Below are 16,592 nucleotides of genomic sequence, written 5' to 3'. Positions count from 1 at the left end.
GAGTTCTTTTTGTTTACAATGTTGTCAATGTTGATTTACAGAAATTTTACCGTTTTGAATATTGAAAATACTAAGGTTTTCTGGTAAGTTTTGTAAGTGATCTAAACTGGTTGTTGTGATAAATGTTTGGATAGAGTGAGAAATGGTTTCTAGTAATTTTAGTTGTCGTGTATTGTCAAGTTCGCTCATAACATCGTCAAGCAAGAGTATCGGAGACTCATTAGTAATACTTTCCATTAGTTCAATCTCTGCTAGTTTGATAGAAAGTACAAGACTACGATGTTGACCTTGACTCCCAAAACTAGCGTCCATTCCATTGATATAAAAAGCAATGTCATCTCGATGAGGGCCAACACCAGTATTCTTTTTAAATAAGTCTCTTGTTCTACTTTTCTCTAAAGCCGTTTTAAAAGAATTCGTTAGCTGTTCTTCATCAGCAAAGTTGACAGATGATTGATAAGATATTGATAACTCTTCTAATTGATTTGAGATTTCTAAGTGTTTTTTTTGACCAAATCTCTCCAAATCTTTAATGAATTTTATCCGATGCTTTATGACGCGACAGCCATACTCTACTAACTGCTCATCTAAGACTGATAGAAATGTTTCGTCAATCTTATGGCTGGATTTTAGGTAGGTATTTCTTTGTTTGAGTATATGGTTATAGTTTGAAAGGTCTGACAAGTAGATTGGTTTAATTTGTCCCAGTTCGATGTCTATAAACTTTCGACGGACAGAAGGCGCTCCCTTAATTAGCTGGAGATCTTCAGGTGCGAAGAGGACAACATTCATATGTCCGATATAGTCTGATAGGCGAGCTTGCTTTAAGTGATTGACTTTAGTCACACGCCCTTTTGGTGTTAAATCAATTTCTAGAGGGATAGAGCTTGTTTTTTTCTGTAGCAAGCCAGAAAGACGAAGTTGCTCGTCATCAAAATGAATGAGATTTTTATCTGTACGAGTACGATGACTACGTGTCAAGGCTAAGAAATAGATTGCTTCTAGAATATTAGTTTTTCCTTGTGCATTTTGACCTAGAAAGACGTTTAATTTTGGATTGAAATCAATTTTTGCCTCTTTGTAGTTTCGAAAGGTTTTAATTGTTAAATGTTGAAGCCACATAGTTATCTTCCTGGAAAACGTGGAGCTTGTTTGGCTTTAGGTGATGAAGAAGTTTTTTGTTTTTCTTTCTTGACACCTTTATTCATCTCTTTGACAAGTTTAGCAATTCGCTCTTTTTCAATTTTATCTGCTTGATATTCTTCTTGTTCTTTTAAACTTGGTTGTGTCAAGGTGATGTCAATCTTTAAATCAGGAATGTCAATTGTATCTCCAATACGGATTTTTTTCCCACGTCTACTTTCTAATTCACCATTAAAGTAAACTTGATGATCCATTAAAAAGGATTTGATAGCGCCACCGCTTTGTATAATTCCAAGCTCTTTTAGGAGGGCTTGGAGCGTGATAAATTCTTCAAATAATTTGTATTCCATAATTCACCTCAATCTTTGGTATTATACCATATTTTTATTGAAATAGCTGAAGGAAAGTCAGTCGAAATGAAAACGATTTTACTTTTGAAAGCTATAAAGAGAACAAGAAAAATTTTGATTTTCGTGGTATAATAGAACTCTATATGTAAGGAGGTAAGGTATGGAGTTAGTGCCTGGAATTTCAGCACATTTTATTCAATCCAAAAAGTTTAAAACAAATAAAATCACTATTCGTTTTACTGCTCCCTTATCTCTTGAGACAATAGCAGGACGCATGTTAAGTGCAAGTATGTTGGAGACGGCAAATCAAGTTTACCCAACATCACAAGCATTTCGCAGATACTTGGCAAGTTTATATGGAACAGATATTTCCACAAGTGCTTATCGTAGGGGACAGGTACATATTCTTGATTTAACATTTACCTATGTGCGGGACGAGTTTTTGAGTAAAAAGAATGTCTTGACTTCTCGAATTTTGGAATTGGTGAGACAGACTTTATTTTCCCCCTTAGTTGTAGATGGAGCCTTTGAGTCAACCTTGTTTGAAATTGAAAGAAAACAATTATTGGCTAGTTTAGCTACTGATATGGATGATTCATTTTATTTTGCTCATAAGGAATTGGATAACTTGTTCTTTCATGATGAACGTCTTCAATTGAGATATAGCGATTTACGAAATCGCATTTCAAATGAGTCTCCAAAAAGTAGCTACACTTGCTTTCAAGATGCTCTGAAAAATGATCGTATTGATTTCTTTTTCTTAGGCGATTTCAATGAAGTGGAAATTACAGAATCACTGAAGTCATTACCCTTTACAGCTAGAGAGGATAGTGTCACTATCCAGTATTATCAGTCTTATTCGAATGTCCTACGAGAGGGAATGGTTCAGAGGAATGTTGGGCAATCTATTTTGGAATTAGGCTATCGTTCTCCTGTAAAATATGGTGATGATGAGCATTTGCCCATGCTTGTTATGAATGGTTTGTTGGGTGAATTTGCACATTCGAAGCTTTTTATAAACGTTCGTGAAAATGCTGGAATAGCCTATACAGTCTCGAGTCAATTGGATTTGTTTAGTGGTCTGTTAAGGATGTATGCGGGTATTGATAGAGAAAATCGAAATCAGGCTAGAAAAATGATGAATCATCAATTGCTAGATCTGAAAAAGGGTAACTTTACAGATTTTGAACTTGAACAAACCAAGGAGATGATTCGACGATCTTTGTTGATGGCTCAAGATAATCAACAGACCCTAGTTGAAAGAGTCTATTTGAGTGCTCTATTGGGGAAATCAAGCTTTGATATTGATCGATTGGTGGCAAAATTAGAGAGTGTTGATAAAGAAGCTGTCTGTAAAGCAGCCAATAGTTTGAAGTTGCAAGCGATTTACTTTATGGAAGGAGTAGAATGACAAAGGTTACTTTTGAAGAAAAATACTATCCTGCTGTAAAGGAAAAAGTCTACAAAACACAATTGTCAAATGGGTTGACAGTTTCTTTACTCCCTAAACAAGATTTCAATGAGGTTTACGGGATTGTAACGGTTCAATTTGGTTCTGTAGATGCAACTTATACAAGTTTAGATAAAGGTTTACATCATCATCCAGCAGGAATTGCACATTTTCTTGAACATAAATTGTTTGAAAGAGAAAACTCTGAGGATATAATGGCTGCTTTTACTCGATTAGGTGCGGACAGCAATGCCTTTACAAGCTTTACTAAGACCAGCTATCTTTTTTCAACAATTGACCATCTATTAGAGAATTTAGATTTGCTAGATGAGTTAGTCAGAGATGTTCATTTTACAGAAGAGTCTGTTTTGAGGGAACAGGCTATTATCCAGCAAGAACGAGAAATGTACCAAGATGATCCAGACTCACGTTTGTTTTTTGCAACATTAGCCAACCTTTATCCTGATACTCCTTTAGCAATAGACATTGTTGGAAGTGAAAAATCAATTTCTGAGATTCAAGTTTCAAATTTAAAAGAGAACTTTACAGAGTTTTACAGACCTGTCAACATGTCACTGTTTTTAGTTGGAAATATTGATGTGGAAGTTGTTGGGGAATACTTTTCGAAAAAGGAAAAGGAAGTTTCAAATCAGTTTACGGTTTCAAAAGAGCAACTCCTTTTGCAGCCTGTGAAGCAAACAGATAGTCTTCGGATGGAAGTTTCTTCACCCAAACTTGCTGTTGCGATTAGAGGTAATGGGCAAATAACAGAAGCTGAGTCTTATCGTTACAATATTTTATTGAAATTACTATTTACAATGATGTTTGGTTGGACTTCTGGTCGTTTTCAAAGGTTATATGAGAATGGGAAGTTAGATGCGTCATTGTCACTTGAGGTTGAAGTCAATAGTCGCTTTCATTTTGTGATATTGACGATGGATACCAAAGAGCCTGTTTCTCTGTCGCATCAATTTCGTAAAGCGATTCGTCAGTTTAGTAGTGATACGGATATTACAGAGGAACATTTAGATCTTGTTAAGAGTGAGATGTTTGGGGAGTTTTTTAGCAGTATGAATTCTTTGGAATTTATTGCAACACAATATAATCCTATAGATGACGGAGAAACCATTTTTGATTTGCCAAAAATTTTACAGGAAATTACTTTGGAGGATGTTCTAGAAGCTGGACATCGTTTGATTGATAATGGTGATCTAGTTGATTTTACAATCTTTCCAGCTTAAAAGACAAGTAACACTAGAAAGAAGGAATGGTAGGTATGAGAAAAAAAACAATTGGCGAGGTTCTACGTTTGGCTAGAATTAACCAGGGATTGAGTTTAGAAGAATTGCAGGAAAAGACTGAAATTCAGTTGCATTTTCTAGAAGCTATGGAGGCAGATGATTTTGATCAACTTCCTAGTACCTTCTATGCTCGCTCTTTTTTAAGAAAATATGCCTGGGCAGTAGAGTTGGATGAAAGAATTGTCTTAGATGCCTATGATTCAGGAAGCATGATCACCTATGAAGAGGTAGATGTTGATGAGGAGGTTCTATCTGGTCGCAGACGATCAAATAAGAAAAAAACTTCTTATTTGCCTTTAATTTATTTCATTTTATTTGCCTTGTCCATTTTAATTTTTGTCACTTACTATGTTTGGAACTACATCCAAACTCAGCCAAGTCCTTCTTCAGCTAATTATAGCGTTGTGAGCTCAACTAGTTCCACAACTTCATCTAGTTCATCTTCTAGCAGTCAGACGTCTAGCTCGTCTTCTACTACGGAATCAACTATTACAGTGTCAGGCGAAGGAAACCGCATTGAAGCTCTCTATAAAACGAGTAAGGAAACAGCTACTGTTCAGCTGGCAGTTTCAGATACGACTAGCTGGGTTAGTGTTTCGGGAAGTGAGCTGGAGGGTGGTGTGACACTATCCGCAGACAATAAGAATGCAAAAACAACAGTTTCAACGAAAGATTCTGTAACTATTACTTTGGGTGTGGTAAAGGGAGTTACTGTGACTGTGGACAATCAAACGATTGATACTTCGAAGCTGACAACTCAGACTGGAACTGTGACACTTACATTTACTACAGATTAAGGAAAAATCAATGAAAAAAGAACAAATTCCTAATGTATTAACTATTGGTAGAATTCTCTTCATACCTCTCTTTATTCTTATTTTGACTTTGGGACATTCACAAGGCAGCCATTTGCTAGCGGCGATCATCTTTGCAGTTGCTAGTATAACGGATTATCTTGATGGCTATCTTGCTCGTAAATGGAATGTAGTCAGCAACTTTGGAAAGTTTGCTGATCCGATGGCCGATAAGCTGTTGGTTATGTCAGCTTTTATCATGTTGATTGAGTTAGGTATGGCTCCAGCTTGGGTTGTTGCTATTATCATCTGTCGTGAACTTGCGGTGACAGGCTTGCGTTTGTTACTTGTTGAGACGGGAGGGACAGTTCTAGCAGCAGCGATGCCAGGGAAAATCAAGACCTTTAGTCAGATGTTTGCCATTATCTTTTTGCTCTTACATTGGGATTTAATTGGTCAGCTGTTGCTTTATATCGCTTTGTTTTTCACTATCTACTCTGGCTATGATTATTTCAAGGGTAGCGCTCATGTATTCAAAGGGACATTTGGTTCGAAATGAAATCGATTATTGAAGTAAAAAATCTGTCTTTTCGTTACAAGGAGGACCAGGAACATTATGATGTTAATAATGTCTCGTTTCACGTGAAACGGGGAGAATGGCTTTCGATTGTAGGTCATAATGGGAGTGGAAAATCGACAACTATCCGTTTGATTGATGGCTTACTTGAAGCAGAGTCTGGAGAAATCTGGATAGATGGCCAACTGCTGTCTTCTGAGAATGTTTGGGGTTTGCGTCGACAAATTGGTATGGTTTTTCAAAATCCAGATAACCAATTTGTGGGGGCGACTGTTGAAGATGATGTTGCCTTTGGTTTAGAAAATCAGGGACTTCCTCGTGAAGAAATGAAAAAGAGAGTGGCTGAATCTTTGGAGTTGGTAGGGATGCTGGACTTTAAGAAGAGAGAACCAGCTCGTTTATCTGGTGGACAAAAACAGCGGGTGGCTATTGCAGGAGTTGTTGCCTTGAGGCCAGCTATTTTAATTCTGGATGAGGCTACAAGTATGTTGGATCCTGAGGGACGACGAGAACTGATTCAGACAGTTCAAGAGATTCGAAAAGACCACCAGATGACAGTCGTCTCCATTACACATGACTTGGAAGAAGTTGCGATGAGTGACCGTGTCTTGGTCATGAAAAAAGGCCAAGTGGAGTCAACCAGCAGCCCAAGAGAACTTTTTTCTCGGGATGACCTTGACCAGATAGGGTTAGATGAGCCTTTTACTAATCAATTGAGAGAATCTTTGAGAGAGGCTGGCCATCAGTTGCCGGATGGCTATTTGACAGAAGGAGAGCTAGAGGACAAGTTATGGGAATTACTCTAGAAAATGTGAGCTTTACCTATCAAGAGGGGACTCCCCTATCTTCATCAGCCTTGACTGATGTTTCTTTGACGATTGAGGAAGGTTCCTATACAGCTTTAGTAGGGCACACAGGTAGTGGGAAATCAACGATTTTACAGCTTTTAAATGGCCTATTGGTACCAAGTAAGGGTTCTGTTCGAGTTTTCGATACCGTCATTACCCCTACATCAACCAATAAAGAAATTCGTCAGATTCGAAAGCAGGTTGGTCTAGTGTTTCAATTTGCTGAAAATCAGATTTTCGAAGAGACTGTTTTGAAAGATGTTGCATTTGGACCGCAAAATTTTGGAGTTTCTGAGGAAGAGGCCAAGAAAATTGCGCGTGAAAAGTTAGCCTTGGTAGGCATCGATGAGTCACTCTTTGAGCGCAGTCCTTTTGAACTTTCGGGTGGTCAGATGAGACGTGTGGCTATAGCAGGTATGCTAGCCATGGAGCCAACTGTCTTGGTTTTGGATGAGCCAACAGCTGGACTAGATCCTCTGGGCAGAAAAGAATTGATGACCTTGTTTAAAGAGCTTCACCTTGCTGGAATGACAATCGTTCTGGTAACGCATTTGATGGATGATGTAGCTGAGTATGCTGATCAGGTCTATGTTATGGAAAAGGGGCGTTTGGTCAAAAGTGGCAAGCCGAGCGAAGTTTTCCAAGATGTAGCCTCTATGGAAAAAGTACAGTTAGGTGTGCCTAAAATTACTGCTTTTTGTAAACGTTTGGCAGATAGGGGTGTAGCTTTTAAAAAACTGCCAATCAAGATAGAGGAGTTTAAGGAGTCGCTAAATGGATAGTATGATTTTAGGGCGTTATATACCAGGGGATTCCATCATTCATCGCTTGGATCCACGTAGCAAATTGCTCGCTATGATCCTGCTGATTTTGATTGTATTTTGGGCCAATAATCCCCTCACCAATCTCATTTTGTTTATAGCGACAGGTATATTTATCGCTTTGTCAGGCGTTTCCCTCTCATTTTTCGTTCAGGGATTAAAATCCATGTTCTTCCTGATTGCTTTTACGACTCTTTTTCAGCTCTTTTTCATTTCAAGTGGAAATGTCCTATTTGAATTTTCTTTTATAAAAATAACGGATTATGCTTTGCAACAAGCAGGAATCATTTTCTGTCGTTTTGTGTTGATTATTTTCTTTTCAACCTTGCTGACATTAACGACCATGCCTTTGAGTCTGGCAGCTGCAGTTGAAGCTCTTTTGGCGCCTCTGAAACGCGTGAAAGTTCCCGTTCATGAAATTGGTCTCATGTTATCAATGAGTTTGCGTTTTGTTCCAACCTTGATGGATGACACGACGAGAATTATGAATGCTCAAAAAGCCCGTGGAGTTGACTTTGGTGAAGGTAGCATCGTACAAAAAGTAAAGGCTATGATTCCGATTTTAATTCCTCTTTTTGCGACGAGCTTAAAGCGTGCAGATTCATTAGCGATAGCCATGGAAGCGCGTGGCTATCAGGGAGGAAAGGGTAGAAGTCAGTATAGACAATTGAGATGGAGTCAAAAGGATACATTGGCAATTCTTGTGATTTTGGTGCTGGGATGTTTCTTATTTTTCTTAAAATCTTAGCAGGTTTGTAGGATTGATAAGAAGCTCACAGTAGCAGGTTTTTAGTATAAAGGTAGGAATATGAACCGTTTTAAAAAATCAAAATATTTAATCATCGTTTTTGTCACAGTTCTGGCAGTTTCTATATTGTTAGTGACAACTTATTCAAGCGCTATTGTGACGAAACTAGGAGATGGGATTTCTTTAGTAGATAGAATTGTTCAAAAACCTTTTCAGTGGTTTGACGGTTTCAAATCAGATTTGGGACATTTGACGCAGACTTACAATGAAAACGAGAGTCTAAAAAAACAACTTTATCAACTAGAGGTAGAATCTAATCAATCAGAAAGTTTAAAAACTGAAAATGAACAACTACGTCAGTTGCTGGATATGAAGTCAAAATTGCAGGCTACAAAAACCATTGCAGCAGATGTGATTATGCGAGCTCCAGTATCTTGGAAACAAGAGTTGACAATTGATGCGGGAAGTTCAAAAGGAGCTTCTGAAAATATGTTGGCCATTGCAAACGGGGGTTTGATTGGTAGTGTTTCAAAGGTGGAGAATCATTCAACAACGGTCAACCTATTGACAAACACCGAAAATTCGGACAAAATTTCAGTTAAAATCCTGCATGGTTCTACTGAAATTTACGGGATTATCGTTGGTTATGACAAGGAGTCTGAACTGCTTAAAATTAGCCAATTAAACAGCAACAGTGATATTAGCGCAGGAGACAAGGTGACTACAGGGGGGCTCGGAAACTTTAATGTTAAGGATATTCCTGTTGGAGAAGTTGTTGCTACAACACACAGCAGTGATTATCTAACAAAGGAAGTGACAGTAAAGTTAAGTGCTGACACCAAAAATCTTCATGTGGTAGAGTTAGTGGGGAATTAGCAATGAGACTGTTAAAACAAGTTGGTATATTTTTTTTACTCCCTATTATTGTGTTAGTTGATGCTCATATTGGTCAACTGGTGGGATCCTTTTTCCCCCACTTTCATTTAGCCAGTCATTTTCTGTTTTTATTTCTCTTGTTTAAGACAATTGAGGTTTCAGAATATCTCTACTTAGCTTATTGCTGTATAGTGGGTTTGGTGTACGATATCTATTTTTTCCACTTGATAGGAATTGCGACACTTCTATTTATCTTAATAGGTGCTTCGCTCCATAAGTTTAATAGTGTAATCTTGCTAAACCGTTGGACAAGAATGTTAACAATAGTTGTGATGAGCTTCCTATTTGATATGGGTAGTTATCTCCTGGCCCTTGCTATGGGACTGACAGTAGAATCAATGCCAGTTTTCATTGTCTACAGTCTTGTCCCATCAATGATTTTAAACTTTTTATGGATGCTTATTTTCCAATATATTTTTGAAAAACTTTATCTATAAGAAAGAAATATAAATGTAACAAAGGCGTAATATTTATTATGTCTTTTTTTGGTATACTAGTAATGTCTCAAATAGAAGGAGTATCGACAGAATATGAAGAAAAAAATCTTAGCGTCACTTTTGTTAAGTACAGTATTGGTCTCACAAACGGCAGTATTGACAACTGTTCGTGCAGAAACAACTGATGAAAAAATTGCTGCTCAAGATAGTAAGATTAGTAATTTGACAGCTCAACAACAAGAAGCTCAAAAGCAAGTAGATGAAATCCAAACGCAAGTTACAGCTATCCAAACTCAACAAACAAGTTTGCAAGCTGAAAATGAAACGCTACAAGCGGAATCTAAGAAACTTGAAGGAGAAATTACAGAGCTTTCTAAGAACATTGTTGCTCGTAATGAATCTTTGGAAAAACAAGCGCGTAGTGCGCAAACAAACGGCGCTGCAACTAGTTATATCAATACAATTGTAAACTCAAAATCAATTACTGAGGCTATCTCACGTGTTGCAGCTATGAGCGAGATTGTATCAGCTAACAACAAAATGTTGGAGCAACAGAAAGCTGATAAGAAATCTATCGCTGAAAAACAAGTTGCAAATAATGAAGCAATCAACACTGTAATTGCGAACCAACAAACACTTGCTGACGATGCACAAGTATTGACAACAAAACAAGCAGAGTTGAAAGTTGCTGAGTTAAACCTTGCTGCAGAGAAAGCTACTGCAGAAAGCGATAAAGCTACTTTATTGGAACAAAAAGCAGCAGCAGAGGCAGAAGCGAAAGCAGCAGCAGAAGCAGAAGCAGCTTATAAAGCACGTCAAACAAGCCAACAACAATCGGTTGTTGCTTCTGGAAATACAACACTTTCAGATCAAGTGCAAGCAACTTCAAGCTCTTCATCAGATGATGATTCAAGCTACATTCCAGCACCTGCCCCAACTCCAACTAGACAGCGTCCAACATACAGTACAAATGCTTCAAGTTATCCAACTGGAGAATGTACTTGGGGAGCTAAAACATTAGCACCTTGGGCTGGAGATTACTGGGGTAATGGAGCTCAGTGGGCTACAAGTGCGGCGGCTGCCGGATTCCGTACAGGTTCTCAACCACAAGTTGGTGCGATTGCATGCTGGAATGATGGTGGTTACGGACACGTAGCGGTTGTTACAGCTGTTTCATCATCAACTCGTATTCAAGTATCAGAATCAAACTACGGTGGAGATCGTACAATCGGAAACAAACGTGGATGGTTCAACCCAACTACAACTTCTGAAGGTTACGTAACATACATCTATCCAAACTAATGTATAAAATGAAGAGACTCAATCGAGTCTCTTTTAATGTTTTTAGCCGAAAGTCCTACTAAAATTCTACTAAATAACTTGAAAATGCTGTTGAAATGTGATAAAATAAAACCTGTCGTGTAAACGATAATACTCATTCTTGATGAATTGTGAAACTGTTGCCCTTGGGTCGTTTTGCAAGCTGAAATCTAGGAGAGGAAAAAACAAAAAGGAGAAATACTCATGGCAGTAATTTCAATGAAACAACTTCTTGAGGCTGGTGTACACTTTGGTCACCAAACTCGTCGCTGGAACCCTAAGATGGCTAAGTACATCTTCACTGAGCGTAACGGAATCCACGTTATCGACTTGCAACAAACTGTAAAATACGCTGACCAAGCATATGACTTTATGCGTGATGCAGCAGCTAACGATGCAGTTGTATTGTTTGTTGGTACTAAGAAACAAGCTGCTGACGCTGTTAAAGAAGAAGCAGAACGTTCAGGTCAATACTTTATCAACCACCGTTGGTTGGGTGGAACTCTTACTAACTGGGGAACTATCCAAAAACGTATTGCTCGTTTGAAAGAAATCAAACGTATGGAAGAAGAAGGAATTTTCGACGTTCTTCCTAAGAAAGAAGTTGCACTTCTTAACAAGCAACGTGCACGTCTTGAAAAATTCTTGGGTGGTATCGAAGACATGCCTCGTATCCCAGATGTAATGTACGTAGTTGACCCACATAAAGAGCAAATCGCTGTTAAAGAAGCTAAAAAATTGGGAATCCCAGTTGTAGCGATGGTTGACACAAACACTGATCCAGACGATATCGATGTAATTATCCCAGCTAACGATGACGCTATCCGCGCGGTTAAATTGATCACAGCTAAATTGGCTGACGCTATCATCGAAGGACGTCAAGGTGAAGATGCAGCAGCAGTTGAAGCAGAATTTGCAGCTTCAGAAGCTCAAGCTGACTCAATCGAAGAAATCGTTGAAGTTGTAGAAGGCGACAACGCTTAATTCAAATAAGTAATCATTACCTAGGAGGGCGGGGCTTAGCCCGGCTCTCCTATTTTTAAAAAATATAGGAGAATCAAAATGGCAGAAATTACAGCTAAACTTGTAAAAGAATTGCGTGAAAAATCTGGTGCCGGTGTTATGGACGCTAAAAAAGCACTTGTAGAAACAGACGGTGATATCGAAAAAGCGATCGAATTGCTTCGCGAAAAAGGTATGGCGAAGGCAGCTAAGAAAGCTGACCGTGTTGCTGCAGAAGGTTTGACTGGTGTGTTTGTTAACGGTAACGTTGCAGCAGTAGTTGAAGTAAATGCTGAAACTGACTTCGTTGCGAAAAATGCTCAATTCGTTGACTTGGTAAACGCAACGGCTAAAGTAATTGCTGAAGGAAAACCAGCTAACAACGAAGAGGCTCTTGCTTTGACAATGCCTTCAGGTGAAACCCTTGAAGCTGCATATGTATCTGCAACAGCTACAATCGGTGAAAAAATCTCGTTCCGTCGTTTTGCTTTGATCGAAAAAACAGATGCACAACATTTCGGTGCTTACCAACACAATGGTGGTCGTATCGGTGTTATCTCAGTTATCGAAGGTGGAGACGAAGCTCTTGCTAAACAAATCTCAATGCACATTGCTGCGATGAAACCAACAGTTCTTTCTTACAAAGAATTGGATGAGCAATTTGTTAAAGATGAGTTGGCACAATTGAACCACGTGATTGACCAAGATAATGATAGTCGTGCAATGGTTGGTAAACCAGCTCTTCCACACTTGAAATATGGATCAAAAGCTCAATTGACTGATGAAGTGATTGCTCAAGCTGAAGAAGACATCAAAGCTGAATTGGCTGCAGAAGGCAAACCAGAAAAAATCTGGGACAAAATCATTCCAGGTAAAATGGACCGTTTCTTCTTGGACAACACCAAAGTTGACCAAGCATACACACTTCTTGCACAAGTCTACATCATGGATGACAGCAAGACAGTTGAAGCTTACCTTGAATCAGTAAATGCTTCAGTAGTTGAGTTCGCTCGCTTTGAAGTTGGTGAAGGTATCGAGAAAGCTGCAAACGACTTTGAAGCAGAAGTTGCAGCTACAATGGCAGCAGCTTTGAATAACTAATGATAAAAGGAGTCTGGGACAAAAAGATTTTGATTTTAGGAATTCCTTATTATAAATTTTTAAAATCGATAGATTAGATAAAAAAGCGAACAAGACAGAATTCTGAGTGTCAGATAACTCGTTTTGTTCGCTTTTTATATTTAAGGTTAGACTTTTGTCCCAGACTCTTTTCTTTTGCTGTAGAGAACTTAGATTTTTCTTTAAATTGGTCAAAGAAAAAGCCCTATAATAAGGGCTAAGTGCATTTAGGAGACTACACTTCAAATTCATAGAGTGCTGTAGACAAATAACGTTCGCCGTTATCTGGTGCTAAAGCAAGGACTTTCTTACCTGTACCTAATTTTTTGGCAACTTCAATTGCTCCGTAAATCGCTGCAGCTGAGGAAATCCCAACAAGGAAGCCCTCTTTTCCACCAATTTCACGTCCAAGTGCTAGAGCATCATCTGATGTTACACGGACGATACCATCATAGGCCTTTGTATCAAGTGTTTCAGGAATAAATCCAGCTGAGATGCCTTGAATTTTGTGAGGCCCAGGTTTTTCACCAGACAAGATAGCCGACTCGTCTGCCTCAACTGCATAAACTTGAATGTTTGAATTTGCTGCTTTAAGAGCGTGAGAAACACCTGAGATCGTTCCACCAGTACCGACACCGCCTACAAAGGCATCTAGTCCATCAGAACCGAAAGTAGCTAATATTTCAGCTCCTGTTGTTCTCTCGTGTACTTCGGGATTAGCTGGATTATTAAATTGGAGCGGAAGGAAGCCGTTACGTTCAGCAGCAATTTCCTGAGCTTTGGCAATCGCTCCTTTCATTCCTTCGCTACCTGGAGTAAGGACGAGTTCAGCACCATAGGCTTGGATAATCTTACGTCGTTCCACACTCATCGTTTCAGGCATGACGATAACAACTTTATAGCCTTTAGCAGCACCAACCCAAGAAAGCCCGATACCAGTGTTTCCACTCGTTGCTTCAACAATGGTAGCACCCGGTTTTAGAATATCATCTTGCTCCGCTTTTTCAATCATGCTAAGGGCAATACGGTCTTTTACTGAAGATCCAGGATTAAAAGCTTCTAGTTTAACATAGACGTCTGCAGCACCCTCTGGAACAATGTTGTTAAGTTTAACAATCGGTGTCTGTCCGATTAGTTCAGTGATATTGTTATAAATAGCCATAGATATACCTCTTTGTATAAGATGATACTAGTATAACGCGCTCTAAGCTATTTGTAAAATATAGAAATCCTATCAAAGTGATAGGATTTTTTTATATCAAGCATCCAAGCTGTGAATCTGCGAATAGATTTAGTAGGTACGAACTATATTTTTTGTTTACACTAAGTTTACAAGAACCTCAACTTCACGTAAATCTTGATCTGTTAAAGTGATTTTTCCATTAAAGAACTCAACAAGAGCAGCTTTGATATTTTCTTTCTCTTCCTTGTCAACATAAATCATTGTATCAACTTGATCTGTAAAGTTCGTATCCAGCTCCATGAGATTATATTCTTTAAGGAAATTACTGTACTCTTGGTATTGAGCGTAAGACATCTGAATGGCTATGCCAGCCTGTTCTTTGATTTCAATAATACCAATTTCTTTGACAGCCAAGGCCACACTACCTGCATAAGCACGAATCAACCCCCCAGCACCTAACTTAATTCCTCCAAAGTAGCGGGTAACTACTACACAGACATTAGTAAGATTGTGATTCTCTAGGACACCAAGCATTGGGACTCCAGCAGTACCACTAGGCTCCCCATCATCACTTGTACGCTTGATTTCACTTCGTTCCCCTACAATAAAAGCAGAGCAGTTATGGGTGGCTTTGTAGTGTTCTTTTTTGATGGCAGTGATGAAATCACGCGCCTCTTCTTCACTATAGACACGCTTTGCATGACAGATAAAGCGTGACTTTTTAATTTCTTCTTGGACCTGCCCGTCCTCTTTAATTGTTCTAAATTCCATGATCTAATTGTACTAAAAAAAACTTCAAAGCGCCAGATTTTTACGAATAAAGAAGTATGAAAGTAAATCCAAATTATCTTGGTCGCTTGTTTACTGAGAAAGAATTAACCAAAGAAGAACGAGAGGCAGCAGTGAAACTGCAAGCAATGAGAAAAGAGAAGGGGAAACTATTTTGTCAACGTTGTGACAGTCCTATTTTGGAAGAATGGTATTTGCCTGTTGGTGCTTACTATTGCAGGGAGTGCTTGCTGATGAAACGAGTCAGGAGCGATCAAGCTTTATACTATTTTCCACAGGAGGATTTTCCGAAACAAGATGTTCTTAAATGGCGTGGCCAATTGACTCCTTTTCAAGAGAAGGTATCGGAGGGATTGATCCGGGCAGTCGAAAAGAAAGAACCGACCTTAGTTCATGCTGTGACAGGAGCTGGAAAGACAGAGATGATTTATCAAGTTGTGGCCAAAGTTATTGATGATGGTGGTGCAGTTTGTTTGTCCAGTCCTCGAATTGATGTGTGTTTAGAACTATATAAGCGACTGCAGAATGACTTTGCTTGCGATATAGCGCTACTCCATGGCGAATCAGAGCCATATTTTCGAACTCCCTTAGTAGTTGCGACAACTCATCAGTTATTAAAATTTTATCATGCTTTTGATTTGTTGATAGTGGATGAGGTAGATGCCTTTCCTTATGTTGACAACACTATGCTTTACTATGCTGTAAAGAATAGTGTAAAGGAGGATGGATTGAGGATATTCCTCACAGCAACTTCTACAGATGAGTTAGATAGGAAGGTTCGCACAGGAGAATTAAAACGATTAAGCTTGCCGAGACGGTTTCATGGAAATCCTTTGATTATTCCTAAACCAGTCTGGTTATCAGATTTTAATCGTTGTTTAGAGAAAAGTCAGTTGTCATCCAAGTTAAAGGCCTATATTGAGAAGCAGAGAAAGACTGGATATCCATTACTAATTTTTGCATCAGAGATTCAGAAAGGCGAGAAACTAAAAGAAATCTTGCAGGTGTATTTTCCAGATGAGAAAATTGGTTTTGTGTCTTCTGTTACAGAAGATCGATTAGAGCAGGTGCAAGCTTTTCGAGATGGAGAGTTGACGATACTGATCAGTACGACAATCTTGGAACGTGGAGTTACCTTCCCTTGTGTGGATGTTTTTGTAGTGGAGGCCAATCATCGCCTCTTTACCAAGTCTAGCTTGATTCAGATTGGAGGACGAGTCGGGCGTAGTATGGATAGACCAACTGGTGAATTGCTCTTTTTTCATGATGGATTAAATACTTCAATCAAAAAGGCAATCAAGGAAATCAAACAAATGAACAAGGAGGCAGGCTTATGAGTTGCTTATTGTGTGGCCAAACTACAAAGAGTGATTTGACTTTTAGTAGTCTCTTGCTCTTGAAGAATCAAGAAATACTTCTTTGTTTAACTTGTTCTTTAAGTTTTGAAAGTATTGAACAGGTGCATTGTCCGAGTTGCATGAAAAAAGGAGAGTCAACGTATTGTCAAGATTGTAAATTTTGGTGTAAAGAAGGAATCCAAGTTGATCATAAGGCGATTTTCACCTATAACCAAGCGATGAAAGACTTCTTTAGTCGATATAAGTTTGATGGAGATTTTTTGCTTAGAAAAGTTTTTGCTTCCGTTCTTGCTGAGGAATTGAAAAAGTATAGAGACTATGAATTTGTGGTGATTCCCTTAAGTCCTGAAAGATTGCTTGAGAGAGGGTTTAATCAGGTTGAAGGTTTGGTTGAGGCAGCGGGATTCTCTTTTTAT

The 16,592-nt window shown here is 38.7% G+C and carries 18 protein-coding genes; 14 read left to right on the top strand and 4 right to left on the bottom strand.

The window, feature by feature from the left end:
• Positions 1 to 24: 24 nt before the first annotated feature.
• Positions 25 to 1,122: a DNA replication/repair protein RecF gene (gene recF, locus SORDD16_RS02480; RefSeq protein WP_061452236.1), complete on the bottom strand. Its 1,098-nt coding sequence runs from the start codon at positions 1,120 to 1,122 to the stop codon at positions 25 to 27.
• A gap of 2 nt (positions 1,123 to 1,124) precedes the next feature.
• Positions 1,125 to 1,493, bottom strand: coding sequence for a S4 domain-containing protein YaaA (gene yaaA / locus SORDD16_RS02475; RefSeq protein WP_061452235.1), 369 nt, complete (start codon positions 1,491 to 1,493; stop codon positions 1,125 to 1,127).
• A 160-nt stretch (positions 1,494 to 1,653) separates the two neighbouring features.
• On the opposite strand from yaaA, the gene yfmF reads away from it, so the two are divergent.
• The 12 genes from yfmF (at position 1,654) to tsf (ending at position 12,828) form a co-directional block, all read left to right on the top strand.
• On the top strand, positions 1,654 to 2,904 hold the full coding sequence (gene yfmF, locus SORDD16_RS02470) for an EF-P 5-aminopentanol modification-associated protein YfmF (protein WP_061452234.1): 1,251 nt from the start codon (positions 1,654 to 1,656) through the stop codon (positions 2,902 to 2,904).
• Positions 2,901 to 4,184 (top strand): EF-P 5-aminopentanol modification-associated protein YfmH, encoded by a 1,284-nt coding sequence (yfmH, locus tag SORDD16_RS02465; protein WP_061452233.1) that lies wholly within the window; start codon positions 2,901 to 2,903, stop codon positions 4,182 to 4,184. Before yfmF ends, yfmH begins: the two co-directional genes overlap by 4 nt.
• Positions 4,185 to 4,219: 35 nt before the next feature.
• Positions 4,220 to 5,041, top strand: coding sequence for a cytoskeleton protein RodZ (gene rodZ / locus SORDD16_RS02460; protein ID WP_061452232.1), 822 nt, complete (start codon positions 4,220 to 4,222; stop codon positions 5,039 to 5,041).
• Positions 5,042 to 5,051: 10 nt separating this feature from the next.
• Positions 5,052 to 5,597, top strand: a complete 546-nt coding sequence (gene pgsA, locus SORDD16_RS02455; RefSeq protein ID WP_000712147.1) for a CDP-diacylglycerol--glycerol-3-phosphate 3-phosphatidyltransferase — start codon at positions 5,052 to 5,054, stop codon at positions 5,595 to 5,597.
• A complete protein-coding gene (locus SORDD16_RS02450) occupies positions 5,594 to 6,421 on the top strand; it encodes an energy-coupling factor ABC transporter ATP-binding protein (protein WP_061452231.1) in 828 nt (275 codons plus the stop codon). Before pgsA ends, SORDD16_RS02450 begins: the two co-directional genes overlap by 4 nt.
• A complete protein-coding gene (locus SORDD16_RS02445) occupies positions 6,406 to 7,245 on the top strand; it encodes an energy-coupling factor transporter ATPase (RefSeq protein ID WP_061452230.1) in 840 nt (279 codons plus the stop codon). Before SORDD16_RS02450 ends, SORDD16_RS02445 begins: the two co-directional genes overlap by 16 nt.
• On the top strand, positions 7,238 to 8,032 hold the full coding sequence (locus SORDD16_RS02440) for an energy-coupling factor transporter transmembrane component T family protein (RefSeq protein WP_061452229.1): 795 nt from the start codon (positions 7,238 to 7,240) through the stop codon (positions 8,030 to 8,032). Before SORDD16_RS02445 ends, SORDD16_RS02440 begins: the two co-directional genes overlap by 8 nt.
• 60 nt (positions 8,033 to 8,092) lie before the next feature.
• Positions 8,093 to 8,908, top strand: coding sequence for a rod shape-determining protein MreC (mreC, locus tag SORDD16_RS02435; protein ID WP_061452228.1), 816 nt, complete (start codon positions 8,093 to 8,095; stop codon positions 8,906 to 8,908).
• Between the two features lie 2 nt (positions 8,909 to 8,910).
• Positions 8,911 to 9,405, top strand: coding sequence for a rod shape-determining protein MreD (gene mreD, locus SORDD16_RS02430; RefSeq protein ID WP_061452227.1), 495 nt, complete (start codon positions 8,911 to 8,913; stop codon positions 9,403 to 9,405).
• Between the two features lie 93 nt (positions 9,406 to 9,498).
• Positions 9,499 to 10,707: a peptidoglycan hydrolase PcsB gene (gene pcsB / locus SORDD16_RS02425; protein ID WP_061452226.1), complete on the top strand. Its 1,209-nt coding sequence runs from the start codon at positions 9,499 to 9,501 to the stop codon at positions 10,705 to 10,707.
• 222 nt (positions 10,708 to 10,929) lie between these two features.
• On the top strand, positions 10,930 to 11,709 hold the full coding sequence (gene rpsB / locus SORDD16_RS02420; RefSeq protein ID WP_000268474.1) for a 30S ribosomal protein S2: 780 nt from the start codon (positions 10,930 to 10,932) through the stop codon (positions 11,707 to 11,709).
• 78 nt (positions 11,710 to 11,787) lie between these two features.
• Positions 11,788 to 12,828, top strand: a complete 1,041-nt coding sequence (gene tsf / locus SORDD16_RS02415) for a translation elongation factor Ts (protein ID WP_061452225.1) — start codon at positions 11,788 to 11,790, stop codon at positions 12,826 to 12,828.
• Between the two features lie 253 nt (positions 12,829 to 13,081).
• Here tsf and cysK read toward each other — a convergent pair whose 3' ends face one another.
• A complete protein-coding gene (cysK, locus tag SORDD16_RS02410; RefSeq protein WP_061452224.1) occupies positions 13,082 to 14,008 on the bottom strand; it encodes a cysteine synthase A in 927 nt (308 codons plus the stop codon).
• Between the two features lie 156 nt (positions 14,009 to 14,164).
• Positions 14,165 to 14,800, bottom strand: a complete 636-nt coding sequence (locus SORDD16_RS02405; protein WP_061452223.1) for a YigZ family protein — start codon at positions 14,798 to 14,800, stop codon at positions 14,165 to 14,167.
• Positions 14,801 to 14,856: 56 nt separating this feature from the next.
• Here SORDD16_RS02405 and SORDD16_RS02400 point away from each other — a divergent pair, with 56 nt between their 5' ends.
• Entirely contained in the window at positions 14,857 to 16,155 is a 1,299-nt protein-coding gene (locus SORDD16_RS02400; RefSeq protein ID WP_061452222.1) for an ATP-dependent helicase ComFA, read from the top strand.
• Positions 16,152 to 16,592, top strand: a 441-nt coding sequence (locus SORDD16_RS02395; protein ID WP_061452278.1) for a ComF family protein, incomplete at its 3' end; no start/stop codon positions are given. The genes SORDD16_RS02400 and SORDD16_RS02395, both read left to right, overlap by 4 nt.

This window comes from Streptococcus oralis, from assembly GCF_001578945.1.
Lineage (GTDB): Bacteria > Bacillota > Bacilli > Lactobacillales > Streptococcaceae > Streptococcus > Streptococcus oralis_Q.
This window is presented reverse-complemented; position numbering and strand designations above follow the sequence as displayed.